This window comes from Flavobacterium sp. 102, from assembly GCF_003634615.1.
Lineage (GTDB): Bacteria > Bacteroidota > Bacteroidia > Flavobacteriales > Flavobacteriaceae > Flavobacterium.
The window spans coordinates 3,719,289-3,738,660 of record NZ_RBKX01000001.1 but is presented as its reverse complement, the minus strand read 5'-3'; the positions used below and the strand labels follow the sequence as shown (position 1 = coordinate 3,738,660).

General features: G+C 36.2%; 18 protein-coding genes. 9 read left to right on the top strand and 9 right to left on the bottom strand.

What is annotated here, in order from left to right:
* Window positions 1–110: 110 nt before the first annotated feature.
* On the top strand, window positions 111–1,889 hold the full coding sequence (gene argS, locus C8C84_RS16615; protein WP_121314844.1) for an arginine--tRNA ligase: 1,779 nt from the start codon (window positions 111–113) through the stop codon (window positions 1,887–1,889).
* Window positions 1,890–1,948: 59 nt separating this feature from the next.
* Here the strand turns inward: argS and C8C84_RS16610 are convergent, their stop codons facing one another.
* The gene (locus C8C84_RS16610; RefSeq protein ID WP_121314842.1) at window positions 1,949–2,863 is read right to left on the bottom strand and encodes a DUF6607 family protein; all 915 of its coding nucleotides are present in this window, start codon (window positions 2,861–2,863) and stop codon (window positions 1,949–1,951) included.
* 96 nt (window positions 2,864–2,959) lie between these two features.
* Here C8C84_RS16610 and C8C84_RS16605 point away from each other — a divergent pair, with 96 nt between their 5' ends.
* Both C8C84_RS16605 and C8C84_RS16600 read left to right on the top strand, forming a co-directional pair.
* Entirely contained in the window at window positions 2,960–5,035 is a 2,076-nt protein-coding gene (locus C8C84_RS16605) for a TonB-dependent siderophore receptor (RefSeq protein WP_121314840.1), read from the top strand.
* 18 nt (window positions 5,036–5,053) lie between these two features.
* A complete protein-coding gene (locus C8C84_RS16600; RefSeq protein WP_121314838.1) occupies window positions 5,054–5,671 on the top strand; it encodes an HmuY family protein in 618 nt (205 codons plus the stop codon).
* 55 nt (window positions 5,672–5,726) lie between these two features.
* On the opposite strand, the gene C8C84_RS16595 is transcribed toward C8C84_RS16600, so the two are convergent.
* The 3 genes from C8C84_RS16595 to C8C84_RS16585 are packed head-to-tail and all read right to left on the bottom strand — an operon-like array spanning window position 5,727 to window position 9,720.
* Window positions 5,727–8,252 carry a TonB-dependent receptor plug domain-containing protein gene (locus C8C84_RS16595; protein ID WP_121314836.1) on the bottom strand — a complete coding sequence of 842 codons (2,526 nt, stop codon included), beginning with the start codon at window positions 8,250–8,252 and terminating at the stop codon, window positions 5,727–5,729.
* Window positions 8,239–9,153, bottom strand: a complete 915-nt coding sequence (locus C8C84_RS16590) for a FecR family protein (RefSeq protein ID WP_121314834.1) — start codon at window positions 9,151–9,153, stop codon at window positions 8,239–8,241. Before C8C84_RS16590 ends, C8C84_RS16595 begins: the two co-directional genes overlap by 14 nt.
* Before the next feature lie 45 nt (window positions 9,154–9,198).
* A complete protein-coding gene (locus tag C8C84_RS16585; RefSeq protein ID WP_121314833.1) occupies window positions 9,199–9,720 on the bottom strand; it encodes an RNA polymerase sigma factor in 522 nt (173 codons plus the stop codon).
* A gap of 138 nt (window positions 9,721–9,858) precedes the next feature.
* Between C8C84_RS16585 and C8C84_RS16580 the strand changes: the two genes are divergently transcribed.
* From C8C84_RS16580 to C8C84_RS16565, 4 genes are all read left to right on the top strand, one after another.
* Window positions 9,859–10,902 carry a hypothetical protein gene (locus tag C8C84_RS16580; protein ID WP_121314831.1) on the top strand — a complete coding sequence of 348 codons (1,044 nt, stop codon included), beginning with the start codon at window positions 9,859–9,861 and terminating at the stop codon, window positions 10,900–10,902.
* A 185-nt stretch (window positions 10,903–11,087) separates the two neighbouring features.
* On the top strand, window positions 11,088–11,549 hold the full coding sequence (locus tag C8C84_RS16575; RefSeq protein WP_121314829.1) for a hypothetical protein: 462 nt from the start codon (window positions 11,088–11,090) through the stop codon (window positions 11,547–11,549).
* Window positions 11,550–11,681: 132 nt separating this feature from the next.
* Window positions 11,682–13,019: a signal recognition particle protein gene (ffh, locus tag C8C84_RS16570; RefSeq protein WP_121314827.1), complete on the top strand. Its 1,338-nt coding sequence runs from the start codon at window positions 11,682–11,684 to the stop codon at window positions 13,017–13,019.
* A 60-nt stretch (window positions 13,020–13,079) separates the two neighbouring features.
* Entirely contained in the window at window positions 13,080–13,967 is an 888-nt protein-coding gene (locus C8C84_RS16565; RefSeq protein WP_121314825.1) for a bifunctional 5,10-methylenetetrahydrofolate dehydrogenase/5,10-methenyltetrahydrofolate cyclohydrolase, read from the top strand.
* 19 nt (window positions 13,968–13,986) lie between these two features.
* Here C8C84_RS16565 and C8C84_RS16560 read toward each other — a convergent pair whose 3' ends face one another.
* From C8C84_RS16560 to C8C84_RS16550, 3 genes are read right to left on the bottom strand one after another with little or no spacing between them, the layout of a single operon-like run.
* Window positions 13,987–14,430, bottom strand: coding sequence for a DUF1456 family protein (locus tag C8C84_RS16560; protein WP_121314823.1), 444 nt, complete (start codon window positions 14,428–14,430; stop codon window positions 13,987–13,989).
* Between the two features lie 10 nt (window positions 14,431–14,440).
* Window positions 14,441–15,241: an alpha/beta hydrolase gene (locus C8C84_RS16555; RefSeq protein ID WP_370453651.1), complete on the bottom strand. Its 801-nt coding sequence runs from the start codon at window positions 15,239–15,241 to the stop codon at window positions 14,441–14,443.
* A gap of 5 nt (window positions 15,242–15,246) precedes the next feature.
* Window positions 15,247–15,750, bottom strand: coding sequence for a hypothetical protein (locus C8C84_RS16550; RefSeq protein WP_121314820.1), 504 nt, complete (start codon window positions 15,748–15,750; stop codon window positions 15,247–15,249).
* A 117-nt stretch (window positions 15,751–15,867) separates the two neighbouring features.
* Here C8C84_RS16550 and C8C84_RS16545 point away from each other — a divergent pair, with 117 nt between their 5' ends.
* The gene (locus C8C84_RS16545) at window positions 15,868–16,269 is read left to right on the top strand and encodes a TerB family tellurite resistance protein (RefSeq protein ID WP_121314819.1); all 402 of its coding nucleotides are present in this window, start codon (window positions 15,868–15,870) and stop codon (window positions 16,267–16,269) included.
* A 146-nt stretch (window positions 16,270–16,415) separates the two neighbouring features.
* Entirely contained in the window at window positions 16,416–16,847 is a 432-nt protein-coding gene (locus C8C84_RS16540; RefSeq protein ID WP_121314817.1) for an Hsp20/alpha crystallin family protein, read from the top strand.
* A gap of 36 nt (window positions 16,848–16,883) precedes the next feature.
* On the opposite strand, the gene C8C84_RS16535 is transcribed toward C8C84_RS16540, so the two are convergent.
* Window positions 16,884–17,300, bottom strand: coding sequence for a DUF3788 family protein (locus C8C84_RS16535; protein WP_121314815.1), 417 nt, complete (start codon window positions 17,298–17,300; stop codon window positions 16,884–16,886).
* 9 nt (window positions 17,301–17,309) lie between these two features.
* Window positions 17,310–19,307, bottom strand: a complete 1,998-nt coding sequence (gene uvrB / locus C8C84_RS16530; RefSeq protein WP_121314813.1) for an excinuclease ABC subunit UvrB — start codon at window positions 19,305–19,307, stop codon at window positions 17,310–17,312.
* Between the last annotated feature and the right edge of the window lie 65 nt (window positions 19,308–19,372).

Below are 19,372 nucleotides of genomic sequence, written 5' to 3'. Positions count from 1 at the left end.
TACAAATACATCGATTTTAACTTGCTGATTATTACTTTTTATATTCCAAAACCAATTCCTAAAAATTTATTTTCTAATGTTTATCTTTGTCAGCCAATAAATAAATTAACATGAAGCTTTCACAAATTTTAACGAGTCACATTCAAGTCGCAATTCAAGAACTTTTCAATATCACTGTTGAAAGGGTAGAGTTTCAGTTGACCCGCAAAGATTTTGAAGGCGATATCACGATGGTTATTTTTCCGTTGCTGAAAGTCATCAAAGGAAATCCAATCGAAATCGGAACTAAAATCGGAGATTATCTTGTAGCCAATGTTGAAGATGTGGTTCGTTTTAATGTCGTTTCAGGCTTTTTAAATATTGTTGTTTCTGATGATTATTATTTGAATTTCTTCAACAATATCATAGCTGATGAAAATTTCGGATTCGTTTCGGCTTCGCCAAATGAAAAGGCGGTAATGGTAGAATATTCATCACCAAATACCAATAAGCCGCTGCATTTAGGTCACGTTCGTAACAATCTTTTAGGGTATTCAGTGGCCGAAATTATCAAAGCTTCGGGCAAAAAAGTCTACAAAACCCAAATCATCAATGATCGCGGAATTCACATTTGTAAATCAATGTTGGCTTGGCAAAAATTCGGCGAAGGCCAAACACCGGAATCAGCCGGTTTAAAAGGCGATAAGTTGGTTGGAAATTTCTATGTCAAATTTGACCAAGAATACAAAGCGCAAATCAATGATTTAATTGCCCAAGGAAAAACAGAGGACGAAGCCAAAAAACAAGCGCCAATCATTGTAGAAGCCCAAAGAATGCTTTTAGATTGGGAAGCCGGAAAACCCGAAGTAATTGAATTGTGGCAAAAAATGAACCAATGGGTTTACGACGGTTTTGCCCTAACGTATAAAAATTTGGGTGTTGATTTCGATAGTTATTATTATGAAAGCAATACTTATTTGTTAGGGAAAGAAGTAGTACAATTTGGTTTAGAAAAAGGCATTTTCGAAAAAGATCCGGATGGTTCGGTTTGGATTGACTTAACTGAAGATGGTTTAGACAGAAAAATTGTGTTGCGCTCAGATGGAACCGCAGTTTATATGACGCAAGATATTGGAACCGCTATCCAACGTGTAAAAGATTTTCCGGATGTCGGCGGAATGGTTTATACCGTTGGAAACGAACAAGATTATCACTTTAAAGTACTGTTCTTAATTCTGAAAAAACTCGGATTTGATTGGGCTGAAAGTTTGTTCCATTTGTCATACGGTATGGTCGAATTGCCTTCGGGAAAAATGAAATCTCGTGAAGGAACGGTTGTAGATGCTGATGATTTAATGGAGGAAATGACCGAAACCGCTGGTAGAATTTCAACGGAATTAGGTAAATTAGAAGGTTATTCAACAGAAGAAAAAGCCAAACTTTTCAGAACGATTGGTTTAGGCGCTTTGAAATATTATATTCTGAAAGTAGATCCAAAAAAACAAATTCTGTTCAACCCGGAAGAATCCGTAGATTTCGCCGGCAACACAGGTCCATTTATTCAATATACTTATGCGCGTATCCAATCGATTTTGCGCAAAGCGAATTTCGATATTGTTTCACCGAGCGCAGTTGAGGTGCTTCATTCAAAAGAAAAGGAACTTATCAAGCAAATTGAACTTTTTCCTGAAGTAATTCAAAACGCTGCTCACAATCACAGTCCGGCTTTGGTGGCCAATTATACCTATGAATTGGTGAAAGAATACAACTCGTTCTACCAATCAGTGTCAATTTTAGGCGAAGAAGATTTGACTAAGAAAACCTTCAGAGTCCAACTTTCTAAAAAAGTGGGCGAAACCATAAAATCAGCCTTCAAACTATTGGGAATAGAAGTTCCGGAAAGAATGTAAAAGCAAAAAATCCAAACTGAGAAGTTTGGATTTTTTATTTACTGTTGGTACTGTCAAATTTATTTTGCAATAAAAGAATCAATAATCGCGTCAATTTCTTTTTGACTTGCTTCCGGTTTTAAATCAAATAAAAAGGAATAAAGCGGTTTGTTATTTACAGATTTTTGTAGCGTTACATCTTTGTCATTGGCAAAAACTTTATCCCATTTGGCTCTTACTTTTTGCCATATCAATTGGTTGTTTTTCCAATAATCTTGCGCTGCTTTACATTTGCTGTCATCGACTTTGGTATACACGTCAACTCCTTTTTCTTGTGCCAAAAGAAAATCTTTGCCTTTATCATCTCTGACAATTTTGTCGTTGTCTTGTTCGTGTAACCAACCGTAAGAGGTAATTTCGTGAATGTTTCTTCTTTTCAACACGTTATAATCGTCTCTTTTAGTGTGTTCTCTTCTTGGTAATGGCGCATCGGTGGTATTGTTCCAATAGCTTTTGCCATCTACAAAAACCCAACTAGCGGTTCCTTCATATCTCGGACTGTCATCAACTTGATATACTTTTTGTGTCCATTGGCCTTTGACGTCGTTTGGAGCAAATTTTTTATACTTCCAAGTTTTGTCTTTGAAGAACGAGTATAGTTCAGTGTTTTCATAAAGCCAATCTTGTCTCCAGTGTTTTACGATGTCTTTTTCTGTTGCGCCAACAATTAATAAATGTTGCAAAACGATTTTGTTTTCTTGGTTCTCTATTAATTCGACCCATTCTAATCCGCTATCGTGTTTCGTTTTTGATGGTTTGTAATTAGCAGTGTCTTTAGCATAACTAAAAGTTTCTGTGAAATTGAATTGGACTTCATAGCAACCACACATCGATTTGATGGCTTTTTGGTCTTGCTGTTTTTTAGTTTCCTGACTTTTACCGGTAAAGCCGATTAGCAAAAATGCTGTTGAAAATAGAAATGAATTGATTTTCATATTGTTAAAATTTAGGTTTGAAATGATGTCGCAAAAATATTAAATTAATTTAGAATAAATAAAAATAAGATATATATTTGTCAAAAATTATTAAGAATGTTTCTAAATAGATGTTTTTGTTTTGGATTTTTAGTTTGCTCAGGTCTTGTCTTTGCTCAGGAAAAGCAAACAATCGATACTGTTAAAGTCAATCAGTTAAATGAAGTTGTTGTTACTGCCACAAGAACAGAAAGAAAACTATCATCCTTACCATTACCAACATCCATCATCACCTCTGATGCAATTTTAAGAGCCGGAGTTACGAGACTGAATGAAATTTTGGCAGAGCAAACCGGACTAATCACGATTCCTGATTTTGGTGGAGTAGAAGGTATTCAAGTGCAAGGTTTAGACGCCGCTTATACTTTAATTATGGTTGATGGCGTTCCGTTAGTTGGAAGAAGTGCCGGAACTTTGGATTTGTCCAGAATCAGTGTTGGTAATATTGAGCGAATTGAAATAGTAAAAGGTGCATCATCTTCTTTATATGGTTCCGAAGCTTTAGCCGGCGTGATTAACATTACTACTAAAAAACCAAAAAAAGACAATCTCTCCGGAAATGTTTCTTATCGATATGCGACGTTTAATACTAACGATGCAAATGCCGATTTTGTTTGGAAAAAGAAAAAGTTTTCGGGCAGCATTTTTACGAATTACTTTTCTACTGATGGTTATGATTTAGATAAATCTACTACGATTCAAACGGTTGAACCTTATTATAGCACGACTGTTCAACCCAAATTATATTACGAATTTTCAGAAAAATTAAAGTTGGTTTTAGGCAATCGGTTTTACCATCAAAAACAAGAGTATAAAGCTGTGGTTTCGGATGAAAATTATAATGGCGATGCCCAAATCAATGAATGGAATGCCCAATTAAAATTGGAACAAAAATGGAAGGCCAAGATAAACTCGGAATACGAAATCTACACTACAAACTATAAAACAGCAGCGTTTTTAAATGACCAAAGCAACCAACTATTCGAAGAAAGTTATTATAACCAATGGCTATTTCGACCTGAAATCAGAATTACTTTTTCTACTGAAAAAAGTAAGACTACGGCCGGAATTGGAATCAATTATGAAACCTTAGACCGAACTTATTTCAGTTCGAATGTCACTTTCAATTCACAATACGGATTTCTGCAATATGATTACAATCCAACCGAGAAATGGAACATATTAGCCGGTTTTCGATACGATAATCACAAGCAATACCAATCGCAATTCAGTCCAAAGTTGGCCTTAAATTATAAAATTAACAAAGCCATTTCTTTGAAAACCTCAATCGGTTACGGATTTAAAGCGCCTGATTTTAGACAATTGTACTTTGATTTTACCAATTCTAGTGTTGGTTATACGGTTTTAGGTTATAATGTCGCTGAAGACCGTTTAGACGAATTAGACAGTCAAGGTCAACTTTTATTCAGAAGTCCGGGAATCGATTTTAATAATCCGCTAAAACCCGAAAGTTCGGTGAATTTCAACTTCGGGACATATTTTCATAAAGGCAAGTTGACCATTGACATAAATGCTTTTTACAATTCGATTTCCAATTTGATTGATACGAGAGTGGTTGCGCAAAGAACGAACGGTCAAAACGTATTCAGTTATTTCAATATCAATGAGATTTTTACTTATGGAATCGAAAATAATATAGTTTATAATTTTAGCAAAGAGTTCAAGCTTTCTTTAGGTTACCAATACTTGATTGCCAAAGACAAATCGGTCATTGAAGCGATTGAAAACGGAGAAGTTTTTGCCCGCGATCCGGAAACGTTGCAATCTTTTCAAATCAAAAAATCGGATTATTTCGGATTGTTCAATCGATCAAAACATACTGCTAATCTGAAAGCATATTACACTTTTACTAAACTCAAAACCGATGTTAACCTGAGAATTTTTTATCGCAGTAAATACGGCATTTTCGACAGCAATAGTAACCAAATCTTAGATAAATACGACGATTTTGTCAACGGCTATTTCATGACCAATTTATCGGTTTCCAAACATTTCAAAGAAAAATACTCACTTCAAATCGGAGCCAATAATGTATTCGATTTTACCAATCCACAGGAAATCAGCAATGTTTCCGGAAGACAACTTTTTGCCCGAATTCAATTTAATTTTTAATATATAAACCTTTTTTTTATGAAAACAAATTTCTTAAAACTTTCAATTGTAGCCTTAGCTATAGTCGTTTCTTCTTGCAGCAATGATGATTCAAGCTCAACTCCGGCATTGGAAACAGAGACTTTCTCTAATTTATATGCGCCACAAACCGGCGGTCAAGGACAACCTGTTGGCGGAGCGTTTACCAAATTCAGTTTCTCGGAAAATGCTGTGGTGACCAATGACAATTGGGATATCGCTTTTAGAGGAACCACTATTATTGTAAATGGCGGAACTCAAATCGGAATTACGGATGAGCCAACAAGAACAGGTATTGGAGCAGTAAGTATGGTGACCAGTACGCTTGATGCTGTTATGGCAATTCCTGCAACTTCCACTTTTGCTCAAGACGGAAATGCTACTTACGCTATTCCAACCGGAAGCGGAAACGGATGGTACAACTACAATTCAAGCAATAATATTATTTCGCCAATCGCAGGAAAAGTATTTGTCGTAAAAACGCATGACGGAAAATATGCAAAATTTGAAATCTTGAGCTATTACCAAAACGCTCCGGCAAATCCTGATGCGACTTCGGTTGGTCGTTATTTTACTTTTAATTTTGTGTATCAACCTAATAGTACAACGACATTTTAATTTTGGTAGTTAGTTTGCATTGAAAAGGGTTGGATTTTTCCAGCCTTTTTTTATGCTAAAAACTAAGTTTTACATTAAAATTAGGTGTCATTTCAAGTGAATAAGTATCTACGCTTTCTACAGAATTATCGGTTGTGTTGACTCTGTAAAAACGATTCAAACTGTTTTTGGCGTTCAATAAATTCAGTATAGAAGCAGCGGTTTGTAATGTAACTTTGGAACTCAATTTCCAATCTTTCGAAGCCGAAAAATTCACCTGAAAATAATCTTTAAGTCTGGAATTATTAGGCGAATTATAAACGATGTTCGGATTGGTTTCTGTCACTGTAAATGATGTTGGTGTTGTGATTGGTCTTCCACTATGCCATTTGGTTCCTAAAGCTAATTTCAATTTATTCCATTCATAAATTCCGGCCCAAGAAATGGCATGAGTAATGGCATAATTGTTTGGAAAAGTAGTACTTGATAAGGCTTCAAAATCATATTTATTGTCATTATAAGAGTAACTCATCCAAGTGTAAAATCGATTAAATGATTTTTGAATCAAAAATTCAGTTCCCAAAACTTGATAGTCGCCTATGGTTTTTTCCAATTCAAATTGGTTTTGAAATCCCTGACTGCTACTGGTAATTCCGGTGATTTTTTTATAGAAATTGTCCAAAGTCAACAACCAATTGTTCTTTTTATAACTCAAACCTAACGAAACCTGATTGCTCTTTTGAATAGGAATAGTTGAATTGTTAGCCAATGTCCATCGTCTCTTTTCAACACCCAAAAAATCTTGTTGTAAGTCGATAATTTGCGAAAGCGTTTGGCTTTTTTGTTCGCCTAAAATCTCAAACCTCAATTCAGAAGTCAAAGCTTGATTGAATTGAAGTCTCGGTTCCAAAATAAAGGAATCAAACTTGTCAAAGTAGTTCGCACGCATACCGGCTTTTAGAAAAGTTTTTTTATTTACAGTTTCAAAAATACCTTCTGCGATTCCAACATGCGTCAGCAATACATTGGTAATCGTTCTCGAGAATAGTGGCAGATTGACTTTGTCATAATTGGTAACGCCGGTTTCATTAAATTGATAACCGGAATTAAAAGTAAATTGTTTTGAAATGGTATTGGAGTGCCTAACTTGAAATCCGGTGTCAAGGACTTGGTTTTTTTGGTCTAATATCTGATTGCTTTCCAAAGTTTTATAAGATGAATTCAAGTCATAACTCGAAAAATAACCTTTGAATTCCGTGCTGTGTTTTGCATTCCAATTGGTTTTCCATTGAATGGTGGCGCCAAAATTTTCTTGTTCTAATTGGCTGTTTCTATTCAAATCTGTCGAAGCTTGATTGAATTGTAAAGTATTTTCAATAGCAATAACATCAATATTCAATTCGTTTTTGGTACCAATCTTTTGCTGGAATTGAGTTGTAATATCATAAAAATAAAATTCGACTTCGCTTTTGTAATTCACAATTTCATTGTTGTTCAAATCGGTAATAACGCTATTTTGAAATATTCGATCACTATAGTTTTTATAAGTCGGAGATTGGAAAATATCAGTCAAAGAACGTCTGGCAGACAAAGTTAAATTCGCTTTTTCTGAAACTTTTAATTTAGTATAAAACTCAACGCTGATAAGGTTTGTGCTAATACTGCTATTGGTCTTTTCTACCGTACTGGTTCTTGAAGAAATGTCTACCAAACTCGAAACACTTTCGCCAAAAAAAGCAGAACTACCGTTTTTGGTAATCGAAATGGTTTGTGCCAATGAAGGATTAAAAGCCGATATCAAACCAAAAAAATGTCCGGTTTGAAACATCCGAATACCATTCCAAAGAAACAGGTTTTGGTCATGCGTTCCGCCGCGAACATTGATGTTGGAAATCGTTTCATCGATGCTGATAATGCCAGGAACTTGTTGCATCGTTTGCAAAACATCAGGCTCAATTAAACCGGGTAAAATGCCGAATTTCTTTGGTTTTACTTCTATTGAACCATCATTTTTTTTGCTGATTCCTGTCGCCAAATATCTTTGCGCCACCACTTCTTCAAGGGTTTGCGTAATGGCTTGCAATTTAAATTTCGGACAATTAACAACATTTAAATCTTCGGGATTGATGGTAAATGATTGATAGCTTTGGTGCTGTACTTCAATTAAATCTGAAGAAACTTTGGGCAATTCAAAATAGCCGGTTTCATTAGTGAAAACTGAAATCGCTGTTTTATCGATTTTAAGTAACGCATTTTCAATTCCTTTTCCGGTTTCGACATCAAGTAAAAAACCACAAAGCGGTTTGTCTAATTTTTGGTCGTTAAAAATGGTGTAATATTTTTGGGTAATCTGTTTGAACTGTAGTTTGGTTTCTTTTTTCAGATAAGCAATGGTTTGTTCTAAAGACCAATTTTTTTCCGGCGGAACAATAGCATAAACGATAATTTCATCTTCTATATAACTGAATTTTACCTCATGTTGCTGAGTGATTTGAGCCAAAATATTTTTCAATGGAATAGCCTTCTTTTCTCCTTGCGCCAAACATTGGGCAACTGAAAAAAGAAAAATAAAAAAGGAATAGGCTAATCTATTTTTGAGCATTAACCGCTTTTAAGATGATTTTGTTTTTACTCACTTTAGTAGGTTCTAAATGATAAGTGGTGGCCAAAATCTGTAACGCAATATCAATATTTTCCGAAGGTATCGTTCCGGTAAATAATTGTGAATTGTCATTTGATTTCAATTCCAAAGTTACATTAAAACGACGTTCGAATTCACCTATAATTGATTTTAAATTAGCTTGATAAAAAACCATTTCGTTATTCAACCATTCCGGATTTTGAATCGCATTTTCGGGAATTGTAATGGATTTTCCATCTTCAAAAGCTATGCTCATGCCTTTGGTAATAATAATTTCAGTTTCCCCATAATCTACTTTGACTTTACCTTCATAACAAGTCACGTCAAAGCGGTTTTCTCGCTGTTTTACATTGAATTGCGTTCCGAGAACAGTCACTTTTCCGAGTGAAGTATGGACTTCAAATTTTTGACCTTTGGCGACTTTGAAATAAGCTTCTCCATTGAGTTCGAGCGCTCGATGGTTCTCCCAATTCCATTTTTTATATTCTATTTTGGAACCGGAATTCAGAACCACTTCTGAATTGTCAGGTAAAGTAAATGAGTTTTGAACACCATTTTCAGCATATTCCGTTGAAGTGGCAAAGTTTTGGTAGCCAATGAACAATCCCAATCCAATCACTAAAACGGCCGCGATTCTGAAGAACCAATTTTGAGCAAGCGAAACCGTTTTGATTTCTTTCTTTGGTGAAGCCAAAATGGTGGACAAAGTTTTGTTCTCATCAAAATTGGGCGTTTCCAATTCCGAAGCGTATTTTTTGATTTTGTTATAAATGACAAAGTCAGGCTCCGCTTCAAATGCAGCCAATTCATCTTCGCTCATTTCTCCGGACAGCCACTTCGCTAATTTGTAATTTTCTTCCATAATCTTCTGCATTTCAATACTGAAACAGATTTACTTTATTTTACCCTACTTAAAATGATCAAACTCTTTACGCAATTCCACCAAAGCCAAATGGATACGTTTTTCCACCGCTTTTATCGAAATGTCTAATTCAGTTGCGATTTCTGCATATTTTTTTCCGTCAATTCGATGCATCAAAAAAGCCACACGTTGGGTTTCATTGAGCTTGCCTATCGCTTTTAAAAGTTTCGATTTGAATTCGTCTTCTTCTAAGATAAACTCCGGACTTTCATTAGTGGTATCTTTGTTGGGCGAACTTTTTGCATAATTTAAAACCACTTTTTGGTGCGCGATTACGTTTAAAGAAGCATTGTTGGCAATGGTGTAGACATAGGATTTGGCTTTTTCAATGGGAACATCGGCACAATTTTGCCACAATTTGATGAAGGCTTCTTGGGTTACATCTTCGGCTTGATCTTCGTTGCCAAATTTGTAATAGAGATAATTTCGCAATGCTTTAGCATGACTTTTAAAAAAACCGGAAAAAACATTTTCCTTGCAAATCCCTGATAATTCCTTGTTTGACATACAATTTAGTGGCTAAGTCTTTGGTAAAAATAATTATTTTTTTCAATTAAAGTAGGGTAATTTTACGATTGCTTGTTTTATCTTCAAACCAACCCGAGCCAAAGGCGAACGGAGTGGAGCTAAACCTATTATCATTTTATGAATGCATTGCGATATATAATCTTTGGCTTTATATTTTTCTCCTTCGGCAGTTGCCAAAAAGAAGAAGAAACCATTATTCAGGACGAAACCGAAAGTTTTGTGCTTGATTCACCGATAGCAGGTTTGTTGTCGCGAACTTCTCAAAACCCAACGTCAATGGATAATATATTAGACAACTCGAGTTGTTTTAGTGTCCAATTGCCGGTAACAGTGATTGTAAACGGTCAACAAATACTCGTTTCAGACGATGCCGATTACCAAACGGTTCAGGATGCAATTGATGAATTTTCAAACGATGATGATTTGGTCAATTTTGTGTATCCGATAACAATCCGATACCAAAATTTTCAAACCGATGTTTTGCAAGATGCGGATGATTTAGAGGATGTTTTAGACGATTGTGGTGATGATGATGGTTTTGATGAAATTGACTGCATCACTTTGGTTTATCCATTCACAATTAATGTTTACGATAGTAACAATCAGTTGGCCAATTCTGTAACGATTACGAGTAACAGCAACTTGTTTAACTTTTTGGCAAATCTAGCCAACAATGTTTATGCAGCGATTAATTACCCTATTTCAGCTATTAATTTCAATGGACAAACTATAGCAATTAATTCTAATAGTCAATTAGAAAATTTTATTGAAGAGTCTATTGATGATTGTGATGATGACAATTCAGGCGGTGGCGGAACAGGAAACCAAACCTTTACCGACGTTTTGATATCAGGCAGTTGGTATATCTCTTATTTCACTGAAGATGATGACAATGAAACCGCTTATTTTAACGGTTATAATTTTACTTTCAATACTAATGGAACAACAACTGCGGTTAAAAACGGAGTGACTACTAATGGAACTTGGAGTACTTATGTTGACAGCGGAGAAAATAAATTAGACTTGAGTTTTGATGGTGCTATTTTAGATGAAATCGAAGAAGATTGGAGAATCATTGAGTTTTCTGCAACGCAAATCCGATTAAAACATATCAGTGGTGGTAATGGTGGAACCGACTATTTAACATTCACTAAAAATTAAGATTGATTATGAAGTTTTTGTTTAAAAAAACCTCTGATAATGAGTTGAAATGTAAAGAAGAACCGAGCAAAATATCTAAAATGCAATATTTTTTGAACCAGTTTTTAATATGGATTTTTATCTTTTTAATACTGATGTTTGTGATGGATTTTTTAAATATTAATACTAACTTAAACGAATAAATAATGAAAAAACTAATTTTAATTCCAGCCCTATTTTGCCTATTTATGTTAAATGTGGCCTCTATGTGTAGTTCTGATGATGATTCTTCTTCTTCTCAAGATCCAACACCGGTAATTAATACCGCTACCGATGGCACTTGGAGAGTTACTAGTTATGTTGATTCTGGAACCGACGAGACAAACCATTTTACAGGTTACAATTTTACTTTTGCTACAGGTAATGTTTTAACAGCTACCAATGGGACCAATACCTACACCGGAGTTTGGTCGGTTACTTCTGATGATAGTAATGATGACAGTCCAAGTAGTGATTTAGATTTCAATATTGCGTTTGCCACACCGGCTAACTTTGCAGATCTTACCGATGATTGGGAAATAGTATCATACACTGCAACAACTATTTCATTAATTGATATCAGTGGTGGAAATGGCGGAACAGATACGTTGGTTTTTACTAAGAATTGAGTTTGATTTTAAATAGAGTTATTGATTGAAAACCATCCTGATAAAAAGGATGGTTTTTTTATTTGGTCAAGCATAGAAGTTCTAAATCAAATCCTTAAATTTGCACTTCATTAAAAAACAAAGCATACCATTATGTTCAATAATTTAAGTGATAAACTAGACAAAGCATTACATATCCTAAAAGGACATGGAAAAATCACCGAAGTCAATGTAGCCGAGACTTTAAAAGAAGTACGTCGCGCTTTATTGGATGCCGATGTTAATTTTAAAATTGCCAAAGATTTTACCACAAGAGTTAAAGACAAAGCTATTGGTGAAAATGTATTAACTACATTACAACCGGGACAATTGATGGTCAAAATCGTAAAAGACGAATTGACTGAATTAATGGGTGGCGAAGCAACCGGAATCAACTTGTCAGGAACGCCTTCGATTATTTTGATGTCGGGTTTACAAGGTTCGGGTAAAACGACTTTCTCCGGAAAGTTGGCCAATTATCTAAAAACTAAAAAAGGAAAGAAACCATTATTGGTAGCTTGTGATATCTATCGTCCTGCGGCAATTAACCAGTTACACGTGGTTGGAGACCAAATAGGAGTAGAAGTTTATTCAGAACCGGAAAATAAAAATGCGGTTTCTATTGCTCAAAATGCCATTCAATATGCTAAATCAAACGGATTTAATGTAGTCATTGTCGATACTGCCGGTCGTTTGGCCATTGACGAGGAAATGATGAACGAGATTGCCAATGTGCATGCCGCCATCAAACCACAAGAGACTTTGTTTGTAGTTGATTCGATGACAGGTCAAGATGCGGTGAATACAGCAAAAGCGTTTAATGACAGATTGAATTTTGATGGCGTTATTTTAACCAAATTAGACGGCGATACTCGCGGTGGAGCTGCGATTTCGATTAAATCGGTTGTAGATAAACCAATCAAATTCATCGGAACCGGTGAAAAAATGGAAGCCATCGATGTTTTCTATCCTTCGCGTATGGCGGAAAGAATCCTCGGTATGGGTGACGTTGTTTCGTTAGTAGAAAGAGCACAAGAGCAATATGATGAAGAGGAAGCGAGAAAACTCCAAAAGAAAATCGCTAAAAACGAATTTGGTTTCGACGATTTCCTAGCCCAAATCCAGCAAGTGAAAAAAATGGGGAACATGAAAGACTTAGTCGGAATGATTCCCGGTGCCGGAAAAGCATTGAAAGATGTTGAAATTGAAGACGATGCGTTCAAACATATTGAGGCCATTATTCACTCGATGACACCTTTAGAAAGAACCAAACCGGCTGTCATTGATATGAAAAGAAAAAACAGAATCGCTAAAGGTTCCGGAACCAAAATAGAACAAGTCAACCAATTGCTCAAGCAATTCGATCAAATGAGCAAAATGATGAAGATGATGCAAGGCGGTGGCGGCAAAAATTTAATGCGCATGATGGGCGGCATGAAAGGCATGAGATAATGTAGAGACGCGATTTATCGCGTCTTATTTTTTTATAACAACACACAACAAAATAGCTACATGGAATTATTAGACGGAAAGAAAGTCTCCAACGACATCAAAGCAGAAATCATGGCTGAAGTGAATAAAATGAAAGCCAATGGTGAGAAAGTACCGCATTTGGCTGCAGTAATTGTCGGTAATGACGGTGCGAGTTTGACTTACGTTGGGAGCAAAGTAAAAGCCTGTGAATTGGTTGGTTTTGAATCGACTTTGGTAAAAATGCCAAGCACTACTTCGGAAACGGAGTTGTTGAAGAAGATTAAAGAACTCAACGAGAATGACGACATCGATGGTTTCATCGTGCAGTTGCCTTTGCCGGAGCAAATTGATACCCAAAGGGTTTTGATGGCGATTGACCCAAGTAAAGATGTTGATGGTTTTCACCCGGAAAACTTCGGAAAAATGGCTTTGGACATGACGACTTTTATTCCGGCGACGCCATTTGGAATTCTGGAATTATTGGAACGATACAACGTAGAAACCAAAGGAAAACACACCGTTGTCATCGGAAGAAGTCACATTGTTGGTCGCCCAATGAGTATTTTGATGGGCAGAAAAGGATTTCCGGGAAATTCAACGGTTACCTTGACACACAGTTACACTAAAAATATAGCCCAAATCACCACACAAGCCGATATTATTATCACGGCTTTAGGTGTCCCGAATTATCTGAAAGCCGAAATGATTAAAGATGATGCGGTCGTAATTGACGTCGGTATTACCCGTGTAGCCGATGATACTGATCCAAGAGGTTACCGAATTACCGGTGATGTCGATTTTGAATTTGTATCCAAAAAAGCTTCGTATATCACACCGGTTCCGGGCGGCGTTGGACCAATGACGATTGCGATGTTATTGAAAAATACTTTACTCGCCAGAGAACAGAAACGATTACGATTAGAATAAAAAAATCCTGAGTGACAACTCAGGATTTTTTGTTTTTACCGTTTTTATATTGGACTTTTTCCACCACTTGGACTTTTGGCGCTTGCTTTTTGTCTTTTGGATTGAAAGGCTTTTTCTTAGAATCTGTTTTAGGTTTAGCTTTGAATTCCGTTTTTGGCTTGAATTCTGTTTTCGGCTTTTCAGCAACATTTTTCTTTACCTCGGCCTGATTTTGTTTAATCACATCCATCGCATTCTTCGGTTCTTCTTTGGTGCCGCGCAAATGAATGACCAAACCGTTTAGGAAATTGCGCAACACTTGGTCGCCACAATCCATGTATTTCGGATGATCGGTAGCTCGGAAAAAAGCACCCAATTCGGCCACAGAAATTCTGAAATCTACCAATTGCATGATTTCTACTATTTGGTCATCACGTAATTGTAAAGCAACTCTAAGCTTCTTAAATATATCGTTGTTGTTCATCTGTCTTAAATTAGAAAAGCCAAAGGTACGCCTTTTTAAAATTCTCACGCCACAATTTTTCGTTGTGTTGTCCGCCTTTGATGATTACTTTTTTGTTGAGTTTTTTGCATTCACAACGTTTGGTATTGACCCATTTTTCTACGTTTTCCATATCGGGAACCACATCAGCATCGCCTTCATTGTCGCCACAAAGGAAATAGACTTTAGTTTTGAAGGTTTCTGTTTTTGATAACAAATCATTGATGTCTTTTCGATTAAACCAAAAAGAAGGCGAGAAGCAACCGACTTTTCCAAACACTTCCGGATATTTTAAAGCGGCATAAAATGAAACCAATCCGCCCAAAGAACTGCCCATAATGGCTGTGTTCTTTGCATTGGTTTTGGTTCGGTAAGTTGCGTCAACTTTCGGTTTTAAAGTTTTGACGATAAAATCCAAATAAGCATCAGCTTTACCACCGGCATATTTTGGGTGTGGATAAGGTGTTAATTCTTCAATTCGTTTATCGCCACCATGTTCGATTCCGATTACTATTACTTGTGCATTGATACTATCTAGAGTTTCATCTACATTCCATTCGCCCACATAAGAAGTCTTGGCGTCAAAAAGGTTTTGAGCATCATGCATGTAAATGACAGGATATTTTTTGGCGGAAGCCGAATAATCTTTAGGCAAATACACCCAGATTTTTTTGTTGTTTTTGAGTTGTGGTGCTTCGATAGTAAAAGTTGAAACTTGCTTGCTGGCAGTACTTTCCTGAGCATTTGACTGAAAAAAAATAAAGCCAAATAAGAGCAAAAAAATAGTTTTCAAAATGATTAATTATTGGAATCAGTTTCTTTTTCCTTTTCTTTATCTTCGCTCTGTTCGACATTGCCTCGAGTCTTTTTTTTCTTCTTCTCCGATTTTTGAGTTTTTAGTAAAGCGTATTTTTCCTTTTGAGAAGCACTTAGATAGCCCAATATGGTTTTCTCCATATTTTCTTGAATGGATTTTATTTCGGCTGCTTTTTCTTCGTCTGAGTATTCGCTTTTTATTACAATATCTATTCGCTTACTGTTATTAATCATTTCATTTTTAATCGCAATATATTGTAGCTCGTCAAGGGTCAAATCAGTTTTTAAAACCGACATATAACTGTCCACTTGTTTGGTTCTGTTTTTTTCAATCTCTGCCGGAGTCAATTCTCTTGGGGTTGATTGCGGACTTTGCATTCTGTTGTTTCTATTCATGCCTTGACCACCATTGGGATTGCCGAATTGTGCATTGGCTCCAATACTAAAAAAGAGAAGACAAACAAATACTATTTTTAATATTTTCATGATATTCCTAAAATTTAAAAAAGTAAAATTAAGTAAAATTATACAGGTATCAATGTTAAAAAATAAATGATTAACATTTGGCAAAAAATCATATTTTAGCAAAAAAATAATTTATTGATGAACAAATACGAAGAAAAATTAGCTTTATTGTCTGAAATGATTGCTTTTTCTGTGGTTGACGGAAGACTGCATGAAAGGGAATTTCTTTTTCTAACAATGATTGCCGATGAACTTCAGGTAACTCAAGAAGATTTTAAAGCCTTGTTTCATCACGAAAACTATCCTACAGTTATTAAAACGGAGTTTGAGCGCATCCAACAATTCTACAGATTGGCTTTGCTTATGCATTGTGATGGAGTGTTACACGAACGTGAACAAATTAAAATACACGAAATCGGGATCAACATGGGATTGAATCCGCATGCCATCAAACGGGTATTGAAAGCCATGGCAATTTCTCCAACCAAAATGATTTCTCCTGAGTTTTTACTCGAAGTTTTTCAAGAGCAGTTAAACTGATATTTAGTCAGTTAAAGAATTCTTAAATACGTCAAAATTTCATTTTTGAACTTTGTTGTGTTGCCAAAATGGCTTAAAAATAGCCTTGGTATATCCTTTGTTTTTTCAGTTGTAAAAAGAGTGTTTAACATTAAATTTTTACAACCATGAATTTAGTTAAAAGAAATTACAACAATTTTCCATCAATCATTGATGAGTTTTTGAAACCGGACTGGTTTGGAGGTTTCCAAAATTTACAAACTAACATACCGGCGGTTAACATTAAGGAAACGGATACTAATTACAGTTTAGAATTGGCCGCGCCCGGAAAAGTTAAGGACGATTTTGTGATTGAAATCGACCACAATGTTTTGACTATTTCTTCTGAAGTTAAAACAGAAAACGAACAAAAAGACGATAACGGAAGATATACCCGAAGAGAGTTTAGTTATGCGGCTTTCAGAAGAGCCTTTACTTTACCTGAAACGGTGAATACAGAGGATATCAATGCCAATTATGAGAACGGAGTATTATGGATAACCTTGCCTAAAAAACAAGAAGCATTACCCAAACCGAAGCGATTGATTGATATCTTGTAAATGAAAAAAGCGTCCTAAATCAGGACGCTTTTTTATTTAATGGTTGATCTTTATTTCAATGAGATTTAATATATCGTTTAGTAAAGTTTCATCTTTAATGTCGATTCGAATGCCACGACCTTCAGCATGTACTTTAGTGGCTAACAGTTCTTTTTTTATGGATTCAGAGATGTTACTTGTCATAATTTCATCAGTGGCTTTTTGACCAAAAACAAAGGCGACTTTAAAGAAGTTATCCCTTGGCAGTAAGTAAATAATCACTCTTTTTTTGTCCTTAATTCTGAGACTCCAACCGAATTTCTCGCTTGAGAAGTTCCATTCACAGATGGCTTTTGGATATAATTTTTTGGTATGTTCTGCAAAAGTTTGCCAATAAACATAAGTTTTACCTAAAGCTTCCTGAAGTTGGACTTCGTTTGGGGTTTCTGCCTTATTGGTAAAAATACTTTTCATAGCTTTCGATTAAGTGATCGCTAATTTACTCTGCAACGCCTGAATCTCATCGCGAAACTTTGCCGCTTGCATAAAGTCTAAATCTTTAGCCGCTTTTTCCATCGCTTTTCGGGCGTCACGGATTTTTTTTTCGATTTCGGGTTTGGATAAATAAAGGCTTTCGGGTTCGGCAGCTTTGGCAATTTTATCTTCAAAATATTGTGTAGAAACAGAGTTGCTACTCAAAGCATTTCCTAAGCTTTTATTCAATGCTTTTGGTTCCAAACCGTGTAAAGTGTTGTAAGCGCTTTGTTTTTCCCGACGATAATTGGTTTCGTCTATGGTTTTTTGCATACTGTTGGTAATCTTATCAGCGTACAAAATCGCTTTGCCGTTGACGTTTCGCGCAGCGCGTCCAACGGTTTGCGTCAGAGAGCGATGACTTCGCAAAAAACCTTCTTTATCTGCATCTAAAATCGCAACCAACGATACTTCGGGTAAATCTAAACCTTCACGGAGTAAGTTTACACCAATTAAAACATCAAACAAACCTTTGCGCAAATCTTGCATGATTTCTACCCGTTCCAAAGTATCAACATCTGAGTGAATGTATCGACAACGAATCGAAACTTTGGTTAAATATTTGGTCAGTTCTTCCGCCATTCTTTTGGTTAAGGTGGTGACCAAAACGCGTTCATCGGCTTCGCAACGCAACTGAATTTCTTCGATTAAATCATCAATTTGGTTCAAACTCGGCCGTACTTCAATAATCGGATCCAATAATCCTGTTGGACGAATCACTTGTTCCACATAAATGCCTTCCGATTTTTGCAATTCATAATCTGCAGGTGTTGCCGAAACATAAACGACTTGGTTTTGCATACTCTCAAATTCCTCAAACTTTAACGGACGGTTGTCCATCGCAGCCGGTAATCGGAAACCATATTCGACCAAATTCTCTTTCCGACTTCTATCACCACCATACATGGCATGTACTTGCGAAATTGTTACGTGACTTTCATCGACAACCATCAAATAGTCATCGGGAAAATAATCGAGTAAACAGAAAGGTCGTGTTCCCGGAAGTCGACGGTCTAAATATCTTGAGTAATTCTCAATGCCGGAGCAATAACCCAATTCGCGTATCATTTCCAAATCGAAATTGGTACGCTCTTCTAAACGTTTGGCTTCAAGATGTTTGCCGACTTCTTTAAAATAATCGACTTGTTTGACCAAATCTTGTTGGATATCCCAAATTGCTGATTGCAAAACATCGGGTGACGTTACAAACATATTGGCGGGATAAATATTTAGTTTTTCGTAGCGTTCAAAAACTTTCGCAGTTTTTGGATCAAAAGCTTCAATTTCTTCAATTTCATCGCCAAAGAAATGCACGCGAAAAGGTTCGTCCGCATAACTTGGGAAAATTTCCACGGTGTCGCCTTTGATTCTGAAAGTTCCGGGTGTGAATTCCACTTCAGTTCTGGAGTATAAACTTTGGACTAAGCGGTGTAATAATTTGGTGCGAGAAATCACTTGACCTTTGTCTATCGAAATTACATTTTTTTGAAATTCCACCGGATTTCCGATACCATACAAACAAGAAACAGAAGCCACAACCAAAACATCTCTACGGCCGGATAATAGGGCAGAAGTAGTGCTTAAACGCAGTTTTTCTAATTCGTCATTGATGGATAAATCTTTTTCGATAAAAACGCCGGTAACCGGAATGTAGGCTTCGGGTTGGTAATAGTCGTAATAAGACACAAAATACTGTACGGAATTGTTCGGAAAAAATTGCTTAAACTCTGAATACAATTGCGCGGCCAAGGTTTTATTGTGAGCCAAAACCAAAGTCGGTTTCTCGACTTCCTGAATCACATTTGCCATAGTAAATGTCTTTCCGGAACCGGTAACGCCTAAAAGCGTTTGGTATTTTTCACCACTTACAATCCCTTTGACTAATTTGTCAATGGCTTGTGGTTGGTCACCGGTAGGTTGGTATTCGGATACGACTTGGAATTTCATAATAAATAATTTGTGGCTAACCCGAGCACGCAGTGCGAATTGTGTAGAGCGCAGCGGAGCAAGTT

Bases quoted from the DNA above. Each gene is read 5' to 3' on its own strand.
- C8C84_RS16545 (WP_121314819.1), top strand. From the start codon at position 15,868: ATGAACAAATACGAAGAAAAATTAGCTTTATTGTCTGAAATGATTGCT.
- C8C84_RS16590 (WP_121314834.1), bottom strand. From the start codon at position 9,153: ATGGAAGAAAATTACAAATTAGCGAAGTGGCTGTCCGGAGAAATGAGC.
- C8C84_RS16600 (WP_121314838.1), top strand. From the start codon at position 5,054: ATGAAAACAAATTTCTTAAAACTTTCAATTGTAGCCTTAGCTATAGTC.
- C8C84_RS16540 (WP_121314817.1), top strand. From the start codon at position 16,416: ATGAATTTAGTTAAAAGAAATTACAACAATTTTCCATCAATCATTGAT.
- C8C84_RS16550 (WP_121314820.1), bottom strand. From the start codon at position 15,750: ATGAAAATATTAAAAATAGTATTTGTTTGTCTTCTCTTTTTTAGTATT.
- C8C84_RS16535 (WP_121314815.1), bottom strand. From the start codon at position 17,300: ATGAAAAGTATTTTTACCAATAAGGCAGAAACCCCAAACGAAGTCCAA.
- C8C84_RS16595 (WP_121314836.1), bottom strand. From the start codon at position 8,252: ATGCTCAAAAATAGATTAGCCTATTCCTTTTTTATTTTTCTTTTTTCA.
- argS (WP_121314844.1), top strand. From the start codon at position 111: ATGAAGCTTTCACAAATTTTAACGAGTCACATTCAAGTCGCAATTCAA.
- C8C84_RS16580 (WP_121314831.1), top strand. From the start codon at position 9,859: ATGAATGCATTGCGATATATAATCTTTGGCTTTATATTTTTCTCCTTC.
- C8C84_RS16575 (WP_121314829.1), top strand. From the start codon at position 11,088: ATGAAAAAACTAATTTTAATTCCAGCCCTATTTTGCCTATTTATGTTA.
- C8C84_RS16605 (WP_121314840.1), top strand. From the start codon at position 2,960: ATGTTTCTAAATAGATGTTTTTGTTTTGGATTTTTAGTTTGCTCAGGT.
- uvrB (WP_121314813.1), bottom strand. From the start codon at position 19,307: ATGAAATTCCAAGTCGTATCCGAATACCAACCTACCGGTGACCAACCA.
- C8C84_RS16585 (WP_121314833.1), bottom strand. From the start codon at position 9,720: ATGTCAAACAAGGAATTATCAGGGATTTGCAAGGAAAATGTTTTTTCC.
- C8C84_RS16610 (WP_121314842.1), bottom strand. From the start codon at position 2,863: ATGAAAATCAATTCATTTCTATTTTCAACAGCATTTTTGCTAATCGGC.
- C8C84_RS16565 (WP_121314825.1), top strand. From the start codon at position 13,080: ATGGAATTATTAGACGGAAAGAAAGTCTCCAACGACATCAAAGCAGAA.
- C8C84_RS16560 (WP_121314823.1), bottom strand. From the start codon at position 14,430: ATGAACAACAACGATATATTTAAGAAGCTTAGAGTTGCTTTACAATTA.
- ffh (WP_121314827.1), top strand. From the start codon at position 11,682: ATGTTCAATAATTTAAGTGATAAACTAGACAAAGCATTACATATCCTA.